17 protein-coding genes are annotated in these 20104 nt (G+C 48.0%); all 17 read right to left on the reverse strand.

Annotated elements, in window-relative coordinates; translation table 11 throughout:
• Positions 1–12: 12 nt before the first annotated feature.
• Positions 13–2688, reverse strand: coding sequence for a DNA polymerase I (gene polA, locus DW743_RS12770; RefSeq protein WP_117761782.1), 2676 nt, complete (start codon positions 2686–2688; stop codon positions 13–15).
• Entirely contained in the window at positions 2685–3044 is a 360-nt protein-coding gene (locus DW743_RS12775) for a zf-HC2 domain-containing protein (protein ID WP_055267330.1), read from the reverse strand. Before DW743_RS12775 ends, polA begins: the two co-directional genes overlap by 4 nt.
• A 164-nt stretch (positions 3045–3208) precedes the next feature.
• Positions 3209–4201: a 2-hydroxyacid dehydrogenase gene (locus DW743_RS12780; RefSeq protein ID WP_022462715.1), complete on the reverse strand. Its 993-nt coding sequence runs from the start codon at positions 4199–4201 to the stop codon at positions 3209–3211.
• Between the two features lie 150 nt (positions 4202–4351).
• Positions 4352–6172, reverse strand: a complete 1821-nt coding sequence (locus DW743_RS12785) for an ATP-dependent helicase (RefSeq protein ID WP_117761783.1) — start codon at positions 6170–6172, stop codon at positions 4352–4354.
• Positions 6169–7620 (reverse strand): glutamate--tRNA ligase, encoded by a 1452-nt coding sequence (gene gltX / locus DW743_RS12790; protein WP_022462713.1) that lies wholly within the window; start codon positions 7618–7620, stop codon positions 6169–6171. The genes DW743_RS12785 and gltX overlap by 4 nt, the downstream gene beginning before the upstream one ends.
• A 142-nt stretch (positions 7621–7762) precedes the next feature.
• A complete protein-coding gene (acpP, locus tag DW743_RS12795; protein WP_022462712.1) occupies positions 7763–7996 on the reverse strand; it encodes an acyl carrier protein in 234 nt (77 codons plus the stop codon).
• 95 nt (positions 7997–8091) lie between these two features.
• On the reverse strand, positions 8092–9324 hold the full coding sequence (locus DW743_RS12800; protein WP_022462711.1) for an FtsW/RodA/SpoVE family cell cycle protein: 1233 nt from the start codon (positions 9322–9324) through the stop codon (positions 8092–8094).
• A 30-nt stretch (positions 9325–9354) separates the two neighbouring features.
• Positions 9355–11202, reverse strand: a complete 1848-nt coding sequence (locus tag DW743_RS12805; protein ID WP_055228402.1) for a glycerophosphodiester phosphodiesterase — start codon at positions 11200–11202, stop codon at positions 9355–9357.
• A gap of 186 nt (positions 11203–11388) precedes the next feature.
• Entirely contained in the window at positions 11389–11559 is a 171-nt protein-coding gene (locus DW743_RS17985; protein WP_156327612.1) for a hypothetical protein, read from the reverse strand.
• A 165-nt stretch (positions 11560–11724) separates the two neighbouring features.
• Positions 11725–12378, reverse strand: coding sequence for a manganese catalase family protein (locus DW743_RS12810; protein ID WP_055218834.1), 654 nt, complete (start codon positions 12376–12378; stop codon positions 11725–11727).
• A 3-nt stretch (positions 12379–12381) separates the two neighbouring features.
• Entirely contained in the window at positions 12382–12663 is a 282-nt protein-coding gene (locus DW743_RS12815; RefSeq protein ID WP_330418105.1) for a spore coat protein CotJB, read from the reverse strand.
• The gene (locus DW743_RS12820; RefSeq protein ID WP_238033462.1) at positions 12660–12929 is read right to left on the reverse strand and encodes a spore coat associated protein CotJA; all 270 of its coding nucleotides are present in this window, start codon (positions 12927–12929) and stop codon (positions 12660–12662) included. The genes DW743_RS12815 and DW743_RS12820 overlap by 4 nt, the downstream gene beginning before the upstream one ends.
• Before the next feature lie 115 nt (positions 12930–13044).
• Positions 13045–14802, reverse strand: coding sequence for an ABC transporter ATP-binding protein (locus tag DW743_RS12825; protein ID WP_117761784.1), 1758 nt, complete (start codon positions 14800–14802; stop codon positions 13045–13047).
• Positions 14795–16243 (reverse strand): response regulator, encoded by a 1449-nt coding sequence (locus DW743_RS12830; RefSeq protein ID WP_055218831.1) that lies wholly within the window; start codon positions 16241–16243, stop codon positions 14795–14797. Before DW743_RS12830 ends, DW743_RS12825 begins: the two co-directional genes overlap by 8 nt.
• Positions 16215–18080 carry a sensor histidine kinase gene (locus DW743_RS12835; RefSeq protein ID WP_117761785.1) on the reverse strand — a complete coding sequence of 622 codons (1866 nt, stop codon included), beginning with the start codon at positions 18078–18080 and terminating at the stop codon, positions 16215–16217. The genes DW743_RS12830 and DW743_RS12835 overlap by 29 nt, the downstream gene beginning before the upstream one ends.
• A 198-nt stretch (positions 18081–18278) precedes the next feature.
• A complete protein-coding gene (locus tag DW743_RS12840; protein ID WP_022462701.1) occupies positions 18279–19097 on the reverse strand; it encodes an ABC transporter ATP-binding protein in 819 nt (272 codons plus the stop codon).
• The gene (locus DW743_RS12845) at positions 19090–20097 is read right to left on the reverse strand and encodes an ABC transporter ATP-binding protein (RefSeq protein ID WP_022462700.1); all 1008 of its coding nucleotides are present in this window, start codon (positions 20095–20097) and stop codon (positions 19090–19092) included. The genes DW743_RS12840 and DW743_RS12845 overlap by 8 nt, the downstream gene beginning before the upstream one ends.
• Between the last annotated feature and the right edge of the window lie 7 nt (positions 20098–20104).

The following is a 20104-nucleotide window of genomic DNA, read 5'->3' on the forward strand; positions in this document are numbered from 1 at the left end:
GGTATGAGTGCGCTATTTCGCCTCGTACCAGTTGTTTCCTGTGTGCATATCGATCTCGAGTTTGACAGCCAGATGTGCTGCCCCGGTCATCTCCTCTTCCAGGATCTGTTCTGCCTTTTCGAGCTCGTCTTCCGGCACTTCCAGCAGCAGCTCATCGTGTACCTGAAGAAGAAGTCTGGTCTTTAACTGCTCCTCTTTCAGCCGTTTCGCCACGCGGATCATCGCTATTTTAATAATATCCGCCGCCGTTCCCTGGATCGGCGCATTCATCGCAACGCGCTCGCCGAATGACCGCTGCATAAAGTTGCTCGATTTCAGCTCCGGCATCGGCCGTCTGCGTCCGAACATCGTCACGGAATAGCCTTTCTCTTTGGCATCCTCTACGCAGCGGTTCAAAAACTCATGGATACCCGGATACGTCTCGAAATACTGCTGGATATAGGCCTCTGCCTCTTTCCGGCTGATGCCGAGATCCTGGCCCAGACCGAACGAACTGATGCCGTATACGATACCGAAGTTGACCGCCTTCGCATTTCTTCTCTGCAGCGGTGTTACCTCTTCAAGCGGCACATGGAACACTTTCGATGCCGTCATGCGGTGGATATCCTCCGCCTCGCGGTACGCCTCGATCAGGTTTTCATCGCCCGACATGTGGGCCAGCACGCGGAGCTCAATCTGGGAATAGTCGGCATCCAGAAAGACACAGCCAGGCTTTGGCACGAAGGCTTTCCGGATCAGACGGCCAAGCTCCATCCGCACTGGAATGTTCTGCAGATTCGGATCGGTACTGCTGATGCGGCCGGTCGCGGTGATGGTCTGGTTAAATGTCGAATGGATTCTTCCATCTTTCCCGATCACGGCCTGCAGACCGTCGGCGTACGTCGATTTCAGTTTGGCAAGCTGGCGGTACTCCAGAATATCGGCAACGAGTTTGTGATCCGGTGCGAGCTTTTCGAGCACATCGGCGGCGGTGGAATAACCCGTCTTGGTCTTTTTGCCGCCCGGAAGCTGCAGCTTTTCAAACAGAATCACGCCGAGCTGCTTCGGGGAATTGATGTTGAACTCCTCGCCGGCCTCCTCGTAGATCTGTGCCTCCAGCTCTCCGATCCGCTCCGCCAGCTCAGCTCCGTAAACGGAAAGTGCTTCTTTTTCTGCGGCGATTCCATCCGCTTCCATCTGACGGAGCGTAAACACCAGCGGAATCTCCACATTCCGGTACAGATCCCACATGCCCTGCTCCTTCAGCAGCTTTTCCATGTTTTCCTGTGCGGCAAATACAGCATACGCCTGATGACCTGCATACGACTCCTGCTGTTCCGGCGTCATCTTTCCTGCGGCCGGAATCTTGCTTCCGCCGAAGATCTCTTCCACTGCCGGCACATAGCGGTGTACGTACTCTTTTACGATATCATCGTACGAATACTGTGATTTCAATGGATTTAATAAATACGCGGCAATTCCGGCATCAAACAGATGGGCTTCATCGGCGTCCGGCATATCCTTCAGAAATTCTTTTCCGTCCATGACGCAGAAAACCGGAATCTGCTTCTGCAGCTCAGTCAATTTTTCTTTTAAATAATCTCCGGTCAGGAAACCTTCTGCTGGGAAGTAAACAACATCCGGCTCTCCGCTTCCATACGCAACTGCCATACCGACAAGTGAACGGCTCCGATCTGCCATCGGTCCGTCCTTCGGGGTTTCTTCTGTCAGAAGAGCGGCTCCTGCCTTCTCCTCCTTCGCGATGGTTCCAAAGAGTTCTTCCGCCTCGGAAAAATCCGTTACGGTGCGCAGAAAGACGGCATCCTCTGGTTCTGCATTCGTCTCCTCGAAGCGGCCCAGCAGGTTTTTAAACTCCAGACGTTTGAACATCTCATACGCTTTTGGTGTATAAAAATTCGAGAGTGCCGCTTTTTCACGGTCGAGCTCCACCGGCGCATCGGTATCAATCGTTGCAAGTTTTTTGCTTAATTTCGCCAGATCATAATGATCACGCATCGCCTCTTTTGCCTTGTTCGGTTTGATCTCCTCGAAATGTGCATGCGCATTTTCCAGTGTCTCGTACTGTAGCAGGATTTTCGTCGCGGTTTTCTCGCCGACACCCGGCAGACCCGGGATATTGTCTGCGGTATCGCCCATCAGCGCTTTCAGATCGATGATCTGTTTCGGGAGAAGACTGTATTTTTCCAACACCTCTGCCGTGTGGTAATTTTCAATCGTCGTCACACGCTTTACGGTCTTTGGAATCCGGATCAGAATGTGATCCGTTGCAAGCTGCAGCAGGTCGCGGTCTCCGGATACGATCGTAACTTCCATCCCTTCCGCCTCGCATTTGCGGCCGAGCGTTCCTAAGATATCATCCGCCTCATAGCCCTCTTTTGTGACAATCTCAATGTCCATTGCTGCGAGCACTTCCTGGATCACCGGAACCTGTTCGCGCAATTCCTGCGGCATCGGCTTTCTCGTTCCCTTGTACTGGTCATACATTTTGTGGCGGAATGTCGGTGCATGGAGGTCAAACGCCACGGCAAGATACTGCGGCTGCTCCTCATCGAGAATTTTAAACAGAATATTCAGGAATCCATATACGGCGTTCGTGTGCAGTCCTTCTGCATTGGACAGATCCGGTACGCCGTAAAAAGCCCGGTTCAGAATACTGTGTCCGTCCAGTAATACGATTTTATCACTCATAATAATCCTTTCAGCCAGGGTAATTCTATCACTTCAAAATAGTGCAGAGCCAGGAGCACCAGAAACAGAACGAGAATCAGCATCAGCACCCGGAAAAACGTATCTTTGTACCGGCGGTATCTCGCTTCTTCCTCTTTTTTCTCCAGATCGCGTTCCAGAAGTCCTGTCAGATTGTAGGAATCGGGCGCGTCATCCTCGAAATATGCCATCGCACGGTTCACAATAAAATATGTCTCCAGTTCCTCGTGGCATGTATGGCATTTCCGGATATGGGAAATAAACGGTTCCATCTCTTTCTCCGGCATATTTCCCTGCACGTATGGCTGTATTAATTTTTCTGCTTCTTTACAGTCCATAAAATCCTGCTCTCCTTTTGTATCCGGCCAGATCACTTTTCCCGGCCGTTTTTTCTGCTATCTATCATCATACACTATTTTCTTATAATTTAAAAGAGACAACCCGCCGAAAATGGGTTGTCTCTTGTTCTCTTATAAGATAACTGTTTTCTAGTGGATTTCCATTATGCACGGACAATGTTCGGGGTCTCTTTTCCTGCCTCGAAATCCAGCGCATTCTGCAGTGTGGTCTCTGCAATCGCACGCAGTGCTTCCTCGGTGAAGAATCCCTGATGTGAAGTGATCATAACGTTCGGGAAGGACAGGAGACGTGCTGTGGTGGAGTGCTCCAGAATCTCATCGGAACGGTCCTCGAATACGTTCGGGGTTTCCTCCTCGTATACGTCAAGGCCGACGCCGAAGAATTTTCTTGCACGGATTCCCTCGATCAGGTCGTCTGTCTTTACCAGACCTCCGCGGGACGTATTGACCAGGATCACGCCGTCTTTCATCTTTTTGATGCTCTCGCGGTTGATCATGTGGTATGTGCTGTCCATCAGCGGGCAGTGCAGGGAGATCAGATCACTCTGTGCCAGCAGTTCATCAAGAGTTACGTACGTAACAAAATCTTTTAAGGATTCATTCTGGTATACATCGTAAGCGATGACTTTCATGCCGAAACCGCGGCAGATTCTTGCCATAGCCGCACCGATTTTTCCGGTTCCGACGATTCCGGCGGTCTTCTGATAGAAGTTAAATCCCATCAGTCCGCCCAGGCTGAAGTCGTTTTCTCTTACTTTCGTATATGCTTTGTGCATGTGGCGGTTGACCGTCATGGCCAGTGTCATCGCATGCTCAGCTACAGCCTCCGGGGAGTAACCCGGTACACGGCGTACATCAATGCCGTATTTTGCAGCTGTCTTTAAATCTACGTTGTTGAAGCCTGCGCAGCGCATTAGGATCAGCTTGACGCCTGCCTCATGCAGTGCTTCTACGGTTTTTGTTCCGACATCGGAGTTTACGAAGGCGCACACGGCATCGTAGCCCTTTGCCAGGGAAGCGGTTCTTGCAGCAAGGCCGGTTTTTAAATATTCCACTTCAATTTCTGGAAACTGCTCTTTGGTTCGGTCGAAAGATTCTCTGTCGTAGCTCTGGGTATCGTAAAATAAAATTTTCATAATGTTTTTCCTCCTCGCTTTGCGGTCATCTTATTGTTCCCGCTTACAGGTATTACTATACTTCATTGTTAAAACTTTGTCAATGTATTATTTGTTAAAATTTTATCAATTAGTAAATTTATTTTCAACATCTTTCACAACAGTACAAATTTACTGGATCACCTCGTCCAGGAACCGGGACGGCTCGACTTTCTTTTCAAACCGTTCCTCCACATAACAGAGCGTCAGCTCTTTCCGGGCGCGCGTCATTCCGACGTAGAACATCCGCCGCTCCTCCTCGATCGCCTCCGCAAGGACTGCTTTCTGATACGGCATTACACCCTCGTTGACGTCAAGAAGATAGACCTTGTCGTACTCGAGTCCCTTGACGCTGTGCAGGGTGGAAACCATAACTCCTTCCGCACTCTCTGCGCGCTGCTTCTGTTTTTCCTTCATCTTCTGCTGGTATTCCTCAATATGTGCAAACCAGCCCTCGATGCTTTTCTGGCTCTTTGCCGCCTCCTGCAGCTCGTCCAAAACGGAAATCAGATCATCCTCTTTCAGATGGCGGTATGCAGCATATTCCTTCACATACTGTTCATAGCCGATCGCATAGCGGATGTAATTGACCGCGCCGAACGGCGATAAATGCGTCAGTGTCGTGATATCCTGCTCCAGTTTGCGGATCCGCTGGCACATCCAGTCTTTTTCTTCGTAATATTCCAGAAGTGCATCGAACGAAACAGTCGCCTCCTCAAAGGCATCCCGCGACAGATAACGGTTCGGGCGGTTGGCAATCTTTAAAAACTCGCCGCGCTTCCGGCTTCCCATCGCAAGATTCAGATACGTCAGCAGATCTTTCGCAATCCAGTGGTCATAGAGATCCGGCAGGGTATCCCGCATCTGGAACGGGATCTGTGCTTCCATCAGTTCCTCTACTGCTGTCCGGCAGCCAAGATTCGTGCGGAACAAAAGCGCCATCTCTTCATACGGACAGCCGTTTTTCTCCGCCTCCCGCAGCTCCTCGGCAACGGCACGCATCTCCTCGCGCGGGTTCTTATATCCCCGGATTGCAACCGGAGCGCCTTTCTCGTTGTCGGTGGAAATCGCCTTTTCATACCGCTTTTTGTTGTGGTGGATCAGGCATTGGGACCGCTTCACGATAAATTCCGTACTACGGTAATTTTTATCGAGCACTACCTGCGCCGCGCCCGGGTAATCTTTCGGAAAATTCAGCATGATCTCCGGCTTGGCCCCGCGGAACTGATAAATCGACTGATCGTCATCCCCGACAATAAAGAGGTTATTTTCCGGCAGCGCCAGCATCCGCACAATCTCATACTGCACGGGGCTGATGTCCTGAAACTCGTCAATCAGGATATACTGAAATTTCTGCTGCCAGGCGCGGAGGACCTCCGGCCGCTCCAGAAAGAGACGTTTGCACTGCACCATCAGATCGTCGAAATCGAGTTTTTTGTTCTCCTTCCGCCATTTCTCATACGCCTCATAGATTTCGCGGAACTTTTCCTGCGGCATACAGGCGGAATAGTAATGTTCCAGCGGGATCTGATTGTTCTTCACAGTGCTGATTTCGCGCGCCAGATTTTCCTCGAGATCCTCTTCCTCCAGGTCTCTGGCATAGTGGTTGACCAGCTCGCGCATCAGCCGCTTTTTCTCTTCCTCGCTTAAAATATTGTTGCCGGACATGCGGTACGTATGGCGCAGAATCGCGTAGAATATCCCGTGGAACGTTCCAAAGGTGACCTGGGTACTCGTCTTTCCCATCGCCTTCAAATACCGCTCCTTCATCTCTTTTGCCGCCGCACGCGTAAATGTTACGACAAGAATACGAGAGGCGGAAATGCCGCTCGTTACAAGCTGGCAGGTCCGCCCCGTAATCACTGCGGTTTTCCCCGACCCCGGTCCGGCAAGGACCATCATGGGGCCGGTGGTATGCATCACCGCTTTTTTTTGTGAATCATTATATATCATTTGGATAATTTCTCAATCGCTTTGTCGATGCGGGCAAGAGACTCCTCTTTTCCCAGAACCTCAAGGATTTCCGTTGCGCCGGCCGGTGTCATCTGTTTTCCGGAAAGAGCGGTACGGATCGGCCACATAATATAACCGGTCTTGTATCCTTTTTCTTTTCCGAATGCGCTGAGCATCTCAAAGAGAGCATCATTGCTGAAATCTTCCTGCGCTGCCAGCAGCGGTTTTACTTCCTGAAGAAGTGCAAGGGAGGTCTCCTCGTTTGTCTTCATCTTTTTGTGAGTGTACATCGAAGCGTCGTATTCCGGAACTTCCTCGAAGAAGTCGATGAGGTCTGCAATATCCGGGAATACTTCGATTCTTGTTTTTACCATGGCTGCAATTTTCTTAAAATCGAGCGGACGGTGGATTGTCTTCTGGATATACGGAAGCGCCATCTCATAGAACTTCTCGTCGTCCATTGCCTTCATGTACTCGCCGTTCATCCAGCGGAGTTTTGTCATATCGAAAACGGCCGGAGATTTGCTGATGTGGTGGTAATCGAAGATTTTTACCAGCTCCTCGAGAGAATAGATCTCGCGGTTTCCTTCCGGGCTCCATCCAAGAAGGGCTACGAAGTTGACAATGGCATCTTTTAAGAAGCCCTGATCGATCAGGTCTTCATAAGAAGAATGGCCGCAGCGTTTGGACAGCTTCTGATGCTCCTCGTTGGTGATCAGCGGACAGTGTACGTAAACCGGAACTTCCCAGCCGAATGCCTCGTAAATACGGTTGTATTTCGGGGATGAGGACAGATACTCATTACCGCGGACAACGTGGGTTACACCCATCAGATGGTCGTCGATGACGTTTGCGAAGTTGTAGGTCGGATATCCGTCGGATTTGATCAGGATCAGGTCTTCCAGCTCCTCGTTGTTTACGGTGATGTCTCCGTAGATCTCATCGTGGAAGGTTGTGGTTCCTTCGGTCGGCATATTGAAACGGATGACGTACGGTTTGCCGGCTGCCAGATTGGCCTCTACTTCCTCTTTGGAAAGACCAAGGCAGTGTTTGTCGTAGATCGAGATTTCTTTTCCGCCTACGTTACGCTTGCACTGGCTCAGGCGCTCTGCGTCACAGAAGCAGTAATAAGCGTCACCCTGCTCTACCAGCTGTTTTGCGTATTTCAGGTACAGACCTGCTGCATTACGCTCGCTCTGTACGTACGGGCCGCAGCCGCCGTCTTTGTCCGGTCCCTCGTCGTGTACCAGGCCGGTCTCTTTTAAGGTACGGTAGATGATATCAAGTGCGCCTTCCTGGAAACGCTCCTGGTCGGTATCCTCGATACGGAGCATAAAGGTTCCGTCATCGTGTTTTGCGATCAGATACGCATACAGGGCAGTACGCAGATTTCCTACATGCATCCGGCCTGTCGGGCTCGGTGCAAATCTTGTTTTTACATTGCTCATTTTTCTTTTCTCCTGATTTCTGGTTTTTCTGGAACAATCCTTTTGTCTGTTCCCTTCCACCATTTATTTAGAATGGAAAACAGCCCGGCGTTTCTTCCGAGCTGCACCATCCTTCCACTTTTGCCAGCGGCAATGCTCTTTTTCAGACCTCTACGCCGTGCTGTTTCAAATATTCCATAAAGTCGCCGACGGTAGAAAGGTCTGTCAGTTCGTCGGTGTCGATTTCAATTCCGTACTCGTCTTCTAATGCCATAACCATCTCGTAGAGATCCAGGGAATCTGCACCCAGGTCATCTTTAAAAGAGGTATCTTCGTTGATGCTGTCTGCATCACAGTTGAGCTGTTCTACTAAAATTTCTTTTATCTTTTCTAACATTATTCTGCTCCTTCCTGCCTCTACCCGGCAGCCAGTATTTCTTTCGAAAAAAGTGTATCTGTTATTCCGGCATTTGTCAATAGATTTTTCTACTTTTACTGTTCTTCCGCCTGTGCCTCTCCTTCTCCGCTCTTTCCATCCTGGAACACAATAAAGCGGGAGACGCACAGGGCAATGCCGATTTCCGTCAGGATAAAGAGCACCGATGTTCCTCCGTAACTGATAAATGGAAGGGTAATTCCCGTTGCCGGCATCAGTTTCAGAACAACGCACAGGTTCAGAATAACCTGAATGGAAATATGTGCAAAAACGCCGCTCACCATCAGCATTCCATACGCGTCCGGTGCATTCTGTGCAACCACAAACAGACGGTACAGCAGGTAGCCAAACAGCAGCAATACAAGAAGCGCGCCAAATATTCCAAGCTCCTCGCAGATGATCGAGAAGATCATATCGTTCTGTGCTTCCGGAATTGTTGTAATCTTCTGCGTACTGTTGCCAAGTCCTTTTCCGAGAAATCCACCGGAGCCAATCGCATAAAGTCCCTGCAGAATCTGATAGCTGCCTCCGGAAAGCCATTCATAGATACGGTTCGACCGGAAGTCACCGCCTATTCTTTCAAAGATCTGCAGATTATTTTTTAAAATGATAATCGCAAAAACGCCAATTACCGCCGCGCCCGGAATCACACGCGCATAAAATTTTACCTCCGGGTCCGCCAGAAACAAAATGACGCAGGCGATGAGTCCCAGAATAATGGCGGTACTCAGGTTGTCCGTCAGAATCCACGCAGCCAGCGCCTGCAGCACGCCAAGTCCGAGGACAATTGCTTTTGCGCGGATGGTACGCATATTTTTTCCCATCTTCAGGATAATGTATGGCAAATACAGAATCAGCCCCAGCTTTCCAATCTCCGCAGGCTGAAGACTGCCACCGCCGATCCGGAGCCATCTTCTCGCCCCGTAGGCTTCATAACCAAGCGGCGTAAACCTTACCGCCGCCATCAGAAGGAGACTTCCCCAGTATACCAGTGCTGCAATCCGCTGGAACCATACACTATGATAATCTACAAACTTCGACAATATCACAATCCCCACCAGAACAATAGCAGAAAGCCCCGCCTGATGCGTGAAATAATACATATCATTTCCCTTGAATGTACTGGCCGCCTCGTAGGCACTCGCGCTGTACAGCATAATCAGTCCGAAGCTGACCAGCAAAATAGTGCAGGCCAGCAGGTTATAATCATAAAAATCCGAAGGAAGTTTTTTCTTCCTCTTTTTCTTCTTTTCTTTCTTCTGGGATGGCATGTTTACTTTCTCTGCCATGAAGTTTCCACCTCCATTGTTTTACTCCATTTATTTCAGTGCATAGCCAAGCAGGCTGACAAAGCCCGGATTTCGGTCGGTCGTTCCGAGGATAACCTTACGCACCAGCTCCGGATCGTCCGTGATAATGTTGTCCACGCCGCAGTTGACCATCCGCTGCATATCTCCCTGATAATTCAGCGTCCAGGCACAGACTTCTTTACCAAGACTGTGCGCATGCTCTACAAAGCTTTCGGTGATGTACGTATATTTTACAGAAAAGAAGTCCGCCGCGTCCATATCCTCCAGGCCTCCGTACGACATTTTCATCGTATACCCGGTCTTGATATCCGGATTGATTTTCTTTGCCTGCCTGAGGAAATTGTAGTTCATGGAAGTCAGCACACACTGATCCACAAAGTCATTGTCCTCGATGATTTTCACCACTTTTTTGACAATATTCTGGTTGTGGCCGTTGTATTTTACTTCAATATTCAGGTTGATTTTTCCTTTCGCGTACGCGATGACTTCTTCCAGCTTCGGAATCTGCTCGCCGCGGAATTTTTTGTTGAATCGTACACCGGCATCGAGCTGGCTGATTTCATCGTAGGTCAGGGTCCAGATGCTGGCATTCAGACCGGTTGTCCGCTTCAGATTTGTGTCGTGCATAAGGACAATCTCACCATCACTCGTCTCCTGTACATCGATCTCCGCGTAATCCGACATGCTGTCCACTGCATATTTGATCGCGCTCATCGTATTTTCCGGTGCTTTTCTGGCTCCGCCCCGGTGCGCTGACACCGAAATATACTGGGAGGAAGCCGTTGCCTCTGCACGTGTTGCGCGCATGGCATATACAAGATAAACCGTTTCTCCCGCCAGCATGGCGATCGTGAGAACCACCGCCGTTACCGGACCGCAGAAGGTGCGTACCAGCTTCGAGCTCGGCTTTTTCGTTGTCCGGCTCTTCTGGTAGCCCTTTCGGGAGGAACGGATAAAAATCAGATACAGATACGTAATGCTTCCGACAAGGCCGAACGCTCCGCCGATCAGGCTCATCGTCGATTTGACCCAGTCACCGTAGACGATGACGGTACTGACAACGGTAGACGGCGTTTTCACCAGCTTTGCATAGGCAACGACAGCCGTTCCGAAAATCAGATACAAAACCCACGTAATCAGAAAAATCATCACCTGGAAAAAGACGTTGATGCCAAGCTCACGCAGCACGCGTTTTTCCAGTGTCTGGCGCACCCGCAGATGGGTATTTTTCTCTTTTTCCGTCATCATGCACCGGAACGGGATGGTGTAGGAAAACACAAACGAGAACGCGACAAGCAGAATCGTCAGCACCACCGGGATCCAGTATGCCGGGAAGGCATTGAAAATCTTCGTCAGGGAAACCTGAAGCAGTTTCATACTGCGGATGGCGCTGTAGCTGCTGTGCAGCCAAAGGTACGGGAAGCTCGCTGCCATGTAGAAAAACCAGGTCCATGGGCGGGCACGCACAAACTGTGCAGCTCCTCTTCCGCCGGCAAGCATCATGACAGGAACGGAAATCCGTTTTCGTTTCCAGGAGGCCTCCAGAGCCGCCATGACAGCATAGATTTCAAACAGCATACAGAAAAAGAAAACAAGCAGAATTCCAAAAATCAGCAGAAGGGTCAGCGGATGCAGCATGATCTTGTTGAAGTTTTCCGATGTCATATAACTCGTTCCCAGCTGTTTTAAGGAAAAGTTGATCGCCGCATTGGCGAGTCTTGAAACCAGCTGGCTGGAAAACAGGCGGTAGACCGTCTCAAATATCACGATGCTAAGCAGGTTTTTCTGCAAAAGTTTCCATGCCATATTCAGATAAATTCGTATCATTCCTGCATTTTTTACTGCCTTTTTTCTCATCTGCTGTTGTTCTCTCCTGTCAGCCGCAATTCCCCCGATGAATCTGTATGCAAAAATTACCTTTATTTTTTCTCTTTTGTATTTTACATTTGACACTTCGAGTCTTTTTTGAAGCTCTTTTCTTTCTGTTCATTTTAAACTATCTTCCAGTATAACACAAAACCGGGTCTTTGAGTATTCTTTTTTCTATTTCTGGTTGCACCACTTCTGCAGTTTTTTTACCATGGCGGATGGGCTGCTTACTGATTTTTCCATCCTGCTGTCCGCATCCGGTGCCTGCCGCAAAGCAACACCGAAAAAATACAGCACGAACGCAACGACGATGAGTTCGGGCTTTACATAATTCATTGCTTCCATGGAACATCCTTTCTGACTGTTCTGTTTTTGAAAGTCTTTTTTCTATATTATGATGGGATAATGATTTACGACTGGATAAGATTTTCTTACTGTAAACCCAAAAAATCCCACCTGTTTTTCAGATGGGATTTTCCAGTGGTGTGCTGTTCTTTGATTTTTAATTTACTATCTTGTGCAGCAATTCCCCTGACCTGCCCCTGGCTGCGGTGCCGCACAGAAAGTCTTTGCATCAAACGACGGATTAAACGCATAAAAGTTCTTCGAATTCAATTCATCCTGTACAGAACGCAGTGCTTCACCAAAACGCTGGAAATGCACAACTTCACGCGCCCGCAGGAAACGAATCGGATCTGCAACTTCAGGATCTTTTACCAAACGAAGGATGTTATCATACGTTGACCGGGCTTTCTGCTCCGCAGCGAGGTCTTCGAACAAATCTGTCAAAGGATCACCTTTCGACTGGAACTCACAAGAATTAAACGGAACTCCGCCAGCCGCCTGCGGCCAGATTCCGGCTGTGTGGTCTACATAGTAATTGGCAAAACCAGAGTTCTGAATTTCTTCCAGAGAAAGATTGCAGGTGAGCTGATGAACGATCGTTGAAACCATCTCAAGGTGTGCGAGTTCTTCTGTCCCAACATCATTCAACACCCCTGCTACAATTCGGTTCGGTGCTGTGAAACGCTGAGAGAGATACCGCATGGATGCGCCCATCTCTCCATCCGGTCCACCGTACTGACTCATGATAATTTGGGCGATTTTGGGGTTTGGTGTCGTGATGTTTACAGGATACTCGAGGCGTTTTTCATAATTCCACATCCGTCAGCACCCTCCTTTCCGGTTGACTTCCCACGGCCATGGCTGCATAACCCATTCGAAAGAACGGCTCATGCGGTCGTTGGCGGTATCGATCGTGAGCGGACCGTACTGTTCGGCGTACTGTTTCAGTGCTTCTTTTCGAAGCGCCACTTTTTCCCGGAAAAAGGCAAGTGCATCTTCATCCTCCGGGTGGGTGTCGAGGTAAAGGTTCATTTCAACAACAGCAAAGCTGACCTGATCAATCCATGCGAGCAGCTTTTCACGGGATGGCATCTGCGGCATCATAGGCACTCTCCTCCTCCCTTTCCACAGAATGGTTTACAGAGTTCCGGAAATAAGGTTCCATTTTTTAATGCAGCGGAAAGATCATAGATCTGTTCAAACCGCTGCATCGGAACGTACGCCATTGCAGGTATCATATGATCTACATGCTGCATTTTCCGCGGGAAATTCCTTGGTTCCATCTTCAGTTCCATATTGTTTGAAGCGGCGCGGCGGTTCTGCATATTGTTCGCACCGCAGCAGCCGCGATTCATACGGGATGAATCCATACCATGTTCCTCTTTCATTTTCTGTTCTTTATAGAGTATGAAGAAAATAAGAAAGTGTCAAAAAAGGCAGCGGTTTCTCTTCCGCTGCCTTTCTGTCATACTAATGAAATTTTCATCAAAACTGCATCTCATACAAATGCGCATAAATCCCGCCCTTCGCGAGCAGTTCCTTATGTGTGCCTTCCTCCGCAATTCCATTCTCCGTCAGCACCAGAATCCGCTTTGCATTCCGGATTGTGGACAGCCGGTGCGCAATCACGAAGGTTGTCCTGTCTTTCGCCAGAAGTTCCAAAGATTTCTGGACGACTTTTTCGCTTTCGTTGTCGAGCGCTGAGGTTGCCTCGTCGAAAATCAGGATCGGCGGGTTTTTGAGGAATACGCGGGCGATAGAAAGCCGTTGTTTCTGGCCACCGGAAAGTTTTACGCCGCGCTGGCCGATATCGGTGTCGTAGCCGTCCGCCAGCTCCATGATAAATTCATGTGCATTGGCCGCTTTCGCTGCGCGGATGACCTCCTCGTCGGTCGCATCCGGTCTGCCATAGCGGATGTTGTCGATGATCGTTCCCGCAAACAGATACACATCCTGCTGCACAATACCGATCTCATCGCGCAGATCCTTCAATTTCACATCGCGGATATCCTTTCCATCCAGCAGAATCCTTCCTTCTGTCACATCGTAAAAACGCGGAAGCAGAGAACAGAGTGTCGTCTTTCCGGCGCCGGAGCTGCCGACCAGTGCCACATAGTCGCCGGCCGGGACATGCAGATTCACATTGCTTAACACGTTTTCCTTCGACTCCTCATAATGGAACGAAACGTTTTCAAAGGTTACTTCTCCCTGCACATTCTTCAGTGGCAGTGCATCCGGCTTGTCCTGGATGTCCGGTGCGATGCTCATAATTTCCAGGAAACGTTCGTAACCGGAATAACCATTCTGGAACTGCTCCGTAAAGTTCACCAGCTTTTTCACCGGATCTGTACAGTTGTTGATGTACAGAAGAAAGGTAACCAGATCCGCCGCCCCAAGCTTCCCACCTGTCATCAGCAATGCGCCGACAATCAGCGAAATAACGGTAATCAGCGTCGAAAAGGCTCCCATTCCCGAATTGTAAATTCCCATATAGCGGTAGCTGACCTTCTTCGAATCGACAAAACGGTCATTTCCCGCATTGAACTTACGCATCTCCTCTGTCTCATTTCCAAACGATTTGACAACACGGATCCCCGAAAGGCTGTCCTCGATCTGACTATTGATATCCGCAATTCTGCGGCGGTTTTCCTTGAATGCACTCTTCATGCGGCTGTTCATTACCAAGGCAAACAGCAGCATCACCACAATAACCACAAGCGGCACACATGCCAGCATCGGATTTACCACAAACAGGATAATCATCGCGCCGATCAGTTTGATAAACGAAATGACAATATCCTCCGGCCCATGGTGTAAAAGCTCACTGATATCGAACAGATCGCTTGTGATGCGTGACAGCAGATGGCCGACCTTCTGGTTATCGAAAAAAGCAAACGAAAGCTTCTGATAATGGCCGAAGATCTCGTTCCGCATATCATGCTCAATCCGCGCCCCCATCACATGGCCGTAATAGGCAATATAAAAGTTACAGTACATTTCAACCAGAACCATAGCAATCATCAGAATACCAAGGCGGATAATCTCACCCGTTGCCTGCTCCAGCGGCTTTTCCACAACCGTACTCGTAATATACCGTACAATCAGCGGAATCACCAGTGTAATGGCTGCTCCAAGCATTGCAAAAAACATGTCGGTAAAAAACAATCCCTTATATGGAATGTAATACCGCGCCAGCTGGCGGATTCTTCCCTTCTCTTTTCCGGTTTCTTTTTCTTTACTCATCCTGTCCTCCCTTTCCGTTGGAAACCATTTTATAATCTTTTCGGAACTCAGACGGTGATACGCCGCATGCCGTTTTAAATGATTTCATGAAATGCTTATCATTTTCAAATCCAACCTGTTTGGCAATTTCCGTAATTTTATCTTCTGTTTGAATCAACAGACGCTTTGCCTCCGCAATGCGGATCTCCTTCAGATAGTTCACAAAATTCACACCGGTATGTTCTTTAAACGCTGCTGAAAACAGCGAATAATTCATACAAATATGGTTAGATACCATTGCCATATTCAGATCTTTTGCATAATTTTCCCGAATATATGAAATTGCCTCTTCCATTTTTTCTTTTCCGGCTGTCTGACTTTTCAGGCTTTCCCTGTAAACGTGTATCCATTCTTCAAACGCATCCAGAAACAGATCTGCATCACGGTACTGCAGAGGACGCGGACATTTTTCCTGTTTTTCCGGCATGCGGTAAAAAAGATCCAGTTCTTTGCAGATTGCTTCCGTCACTGTCAGAAGCTGATAGGGGGAGACCCTCTGATGCGCCGCCTCAAAATACCAGTTCCGCATTTTTCGCAGCACAGTATCTGCCCGGTCCGTTGGCACCTGCAGAATAAATTTTTCCTGAAACTGTGCCAGCTCCGGCTTTTCCTCAAAACATTTTTTCTGATATTCTTCCACAGGATTTTTCTGTATAAATGCCATTTCCCGGGCCAGCAGTGCTTCCTGGTATGCCTCTGGAATTTCCATCACAGAACGATGTTCTTTTCCCACTCCGAGACAAAATCTCTCATCTTTTTCTTTCATGATCCGCTCTGCCTCCGGTTCCGGCAGAAGATACAGAACTCCTCCTTCTACGCCTTCCAGCAGAATTCCGCTGCATTTCGAAAACCGTTCCCCATTTGCCTTGCTGGTCAGCAGGATCCGGAAGCTGTCGTTTCCGATGTGGCGCCGGATCCTGCTTTCCATATCCATCCATTCTTTTTCTTCGGCCATTTCTGCATTCATCATCAGATAACGGAGCTGATTTAAAAAGCACCGTTCTTCCTCTTCTTCCGTTTCCCGGGTCTCCGAAAGCTCTCGTTCCAGATTTTCCAGAAGCTGTTCTATCGTCTCCCGCTTGATCGGTTTTAAAATATAGTCCCGAACTCCATGTTTCATCATTTCAACCGCATAGGAAAATTCATCATAGCCACTTAAAACAATAACAACAGGTTTCTGTGACAGCTCCTCCATTTTGTTGACCAGTGTCAGACCGTCCATTTTGGGCATACGGATATCAGTGAACATGACGTCCACCCTCTGTTTTCTCAAAATCTCCAATGCCTCTTCTCCGTTTCGACACTCCAGAATCTCCTCCACCGGCACGCTGCTTCGCCGGATCATCGCCACGATTCCCTGTCGAATCAATTTTTCATCTTCTACAACCAGCAGTGTATTCATTTTCTTTTTCTTCCTCTTTCTCGTCACCCTCTTGATCCATCGGAGAATATTTCCCCCTCGTGATGGGAAGATGAATGCTCACCTTCGTATAGCAATGCTCTTTTGTATAAACTGACAGTCCATACTCTGTTCCAAATTGAATGTGGATTCTGTCCTGTACATTCCGAAGCCCGATTCCATGTTTCGGCTGTGTATCTGAATTCAGGCGCATTCTTAGTTTACGTCTCAGAATTGCAAGCTGCTTTTCTGACATGCCTATTCCGGAATCTGTGATTTCAATCTCAAAGCTCTTTTCATGCTCTATTCCTTTGATTTCAATGACGGCGTCTGCATCCAGCTCCTCAATTCCATGTGTGATTGCATTTTCCACAATCGGCTGAAGAGACATCTTGGGGATATCCTGCCGATACAAATTTTCCGGTATCTGAACAGATAATGTAATTGTGAAATCATACCGCAGATTCATCAGTTCCACATAGTTCTGAATATAATTCATCTCATCCTGAACGGTTACCAGAAATTTATTCCAGCGCATATTGTAGTGCAGCATTTCACCAAGTGCTGTTACCGCATCGGAAATCGTATACTCTTCATCAATCTCAGCCATCATCTTAATGGATTCCAGAACATTATAAATAAAATGAGCGTTAATCTGGTTCTGCATTGCCCGGATTGCCGTATCTTTCAGCGCTGCCTCCCTTTTGATGCTTTCCTCGTTCTGTTTCTGAATTCTCTCCAGCATTCCGTTGATACCATAGCTCATTTCCCGCATCTCTTCTGCGCTGTAACAAACCTTTATCTTTGTTGTTCCATTGTCAATCTGACGCATCTCACACAGGACGTCATAAAACTCCTTCAGCAGGCCACGCACAATCAGATTGACCACCACAATCAGAAGCAGCCCGAAGCCGGCAAATTCAAGCAGCATTCTCTGCTGCTGTTTGATCATGTTTCCGGTTGCATCATCCAAATTGGTCAGTGTTACAAACATTCCATTGAGTTTATCGACTTTCCGAAGCACAATTGCAACGTTTTTCCGGTCAATCACCGCGCTCTGCTGACTCTCTTTTCTGTCACGGATTCCTGCCCGGAACAGAATCAGCCCCCGATAGGACTGCCATTTGCAGGCTGCCGCTGTTTTTCCGCAGTCATATAAATTCCAATTTTCATCAACAAAGCAGGCCCAGCTGCTGTCACCGGATCGATAAATTTCGGGAAATATGTCTGCCATACGCATGGATACCTCGATCACGCCAAGCCTTCCTCCGCTTTGATCCCGCAGTTCCCGTACATAAGTCATCAAATGGGAACCTTCTTTTTTTGTACCGGAGATAATATTTTTTTCCTGTATGTCAAAAAACCACTGTCCTCCGCCCTGATAGCTTCGGTACCAGGCGCAGTTTTTCATCTTTTCCTTCTGGTACAGGATCGGCTGCTGCTCCAGAAAACCATCTGCCATGGCAAAAATATGGATCTGGTACAGATCTGGCATTGCCTCCTGCATTTTATCGATTATGCTGATGCTGTTGTTTCGAAATTGCTGATAATAGCTCTCCGAGATCTCCTCTCCCCTCCTGAGATGAAGAAGATATTTTTCCAACGGTTCATACTCCTGCAGCGTATCTACAACCATTGAGCAGGCATTCGCTTTTGCATTCACCTCCGCACAGGTAAGATCTATTGCCGTTACTGCTTCATTTACCCCATGATCTATGGCATTCTTTTTGATACTCCTAAACCCAAAGCACATCATGCCAAAAAGCGGAATAAAAATAAAGATCAACGTTGTTACGGTAAATTTTTGGTTCAGTTTCAGTCCGCGAAACCAGTTTCGCATTTTTCATCCCCCAGTTTTCTTTTCGGTTCTGTAACCTTACTAATTTTACCAGTTTTTTCTTTAAAAAGCAATTTTTTCAGAAAAATTATTGACAAAAAGAGAAGACGGTACACTTTTTTTCCGTGCACCGTCTCTCTTTTCGCAAGACTCATATATGACGCAAAGCATGATTCCAGGGAAACAGCTTTCGTACCATTGTTATACTGTTGTCAGATCCCACGGTTCATAAATCTTTGGAACATCGCTGATCAGACGTTTGGTATACGCTGCTGTCGGGTGAAGAATTACTTCTTCTGCCGGTCCCGATTCCACAAATTTTCCATGCTCCATAATATAAACATTATCGGATACATAGTAAGCAAGACCAATATCGTGGGTGATGAAGATAATCGTCATATTAATCTCATCACGCAACTTCAGCAGCATATCCAGGATCGTTGCACGTGAGCAGGCATCAATCATAGACGTCGGCTCATCGGCAAGCAGAATCTTTGGTTTCAGAAGGAAAATACGTGCAATCATCAGTCGCTGCATCTGGCCTCCTGACAGCTCAAATGGATATTTGTTTGTCAGTTCTGCGTATTTTAAGTTTACAAAGCTGCAGGCCTCTGTCATCAGACGTTCTTTTTCTTCTTTCGGCAGATTCTTGTCACCGCGCATATTAATGCAATCCAGCAGAACAGAATCTACACGTTTAAACATATTGTAGGAAGCAAACGGATCCTGGAAAATCGCCTGAATTCCCTTCCAGTACTCTTTTTTCTTCTTTCCGTTCGAGATGTCTCTTGGTTTACCCTGGAAATCAATTTCACCTTCCGTTACGCTGATCAGCCCGAGCAACATCTTCGAAAGGGTTGTTTTTCCGGATCCGGATTCTCCTACGATAGAAACAAATTCACCTTCATGAAAATCGAAATCAACATGGTCTACAGCGACCGTTTTTGCATCGCCAAAGCCAAACACTTTCGTTACGCCTCTTCCGGAGAGGCATGGTTTTAATTCTTTACCATCACGCATTTGCATACACCTCCCGAACCTTTCTCTCAGACATCAGGCAGCGGTACTCTCTTCCGTTCGGCAGTTCGATGACCTCTGGTTTCATACCGCGGCAGGTTGGCTGTGCATAAGGACAGCGGTCTGCGAAACGGCAGCCCTCCGGCGGATGCTTCAGGTTTGGCGGAGTTCCCGGAATTGCAGTCAGCTTCTGTTCTCTTACACCTTCCTCCGGAACGATGATCGATCCCATCAGACCTTTGGAATATGGATGCAGCGGATCGAATACCATTTCTTTTGCGGTACCTTTTTCTACAATCTGTCCAGCATACATAACCATAATATCATCGGTTACGTTGTAAAGAAGCGGCAGCTCGTGTGTGATGAAGATCATGGATTTGATAAATCCTTTTTCCATCAGATCACGCATCATTTTAATAACCATTTTCTGGGAAGTTACATCCAGCGCGGACGATGGCTCATCGGCGATCAGTACCTTCGGAGAAAGAATGGTCGAAATTGCGATAACGGTTCTCTGTTTCATACCTCCGGAAAGCTCAACCGCATGCTTCTGCAGTACCTCCTCCGGCAGGCCTAAGATCTGAAAACGTTCTTTTGCCAGATCATAAATATCCTTTCTCGGCATTTTCGGATCATGCGCATGAATAACGTCTTCTACAAATCGGATGATTTTCTGTGTCGGGTTCAGAGCATTCATTGCTGCCTGCGGAATGTAGGCGATCTCATTGCCCAGAATATTTTTCCGGACATCGTCTGGTTTCATTCCGGAAATTTTTCTTCCATCTACGATAATATCGCCGCTGATGTAGTGAAGCGGTGCGAAATAATAGCCCATCAGGGACAGTGCCAGCGTCGATTTACCACAGCCGGACTCACCTGCTACACCGAGGGATTTTCCCTCCTCAATCTTCAGGGAGACTCCGTCTACGGCGTATACATCTTCATGAAAACGAGTTACATATTTCGTTTTCAGATTGTTTACTTCCAGCATTACTTTTCCCATAGCTGCC

The sequence above is a fragment of the Blautia sp. AM28-27 genome (assembly GCF_003480905.1).
GTDB lineage: Bacteria > Bacillota > Clostridia > Lachnospirales > Lachnospiraceae > Fusicatenibacter > Fusicatenibacter saccharivorans.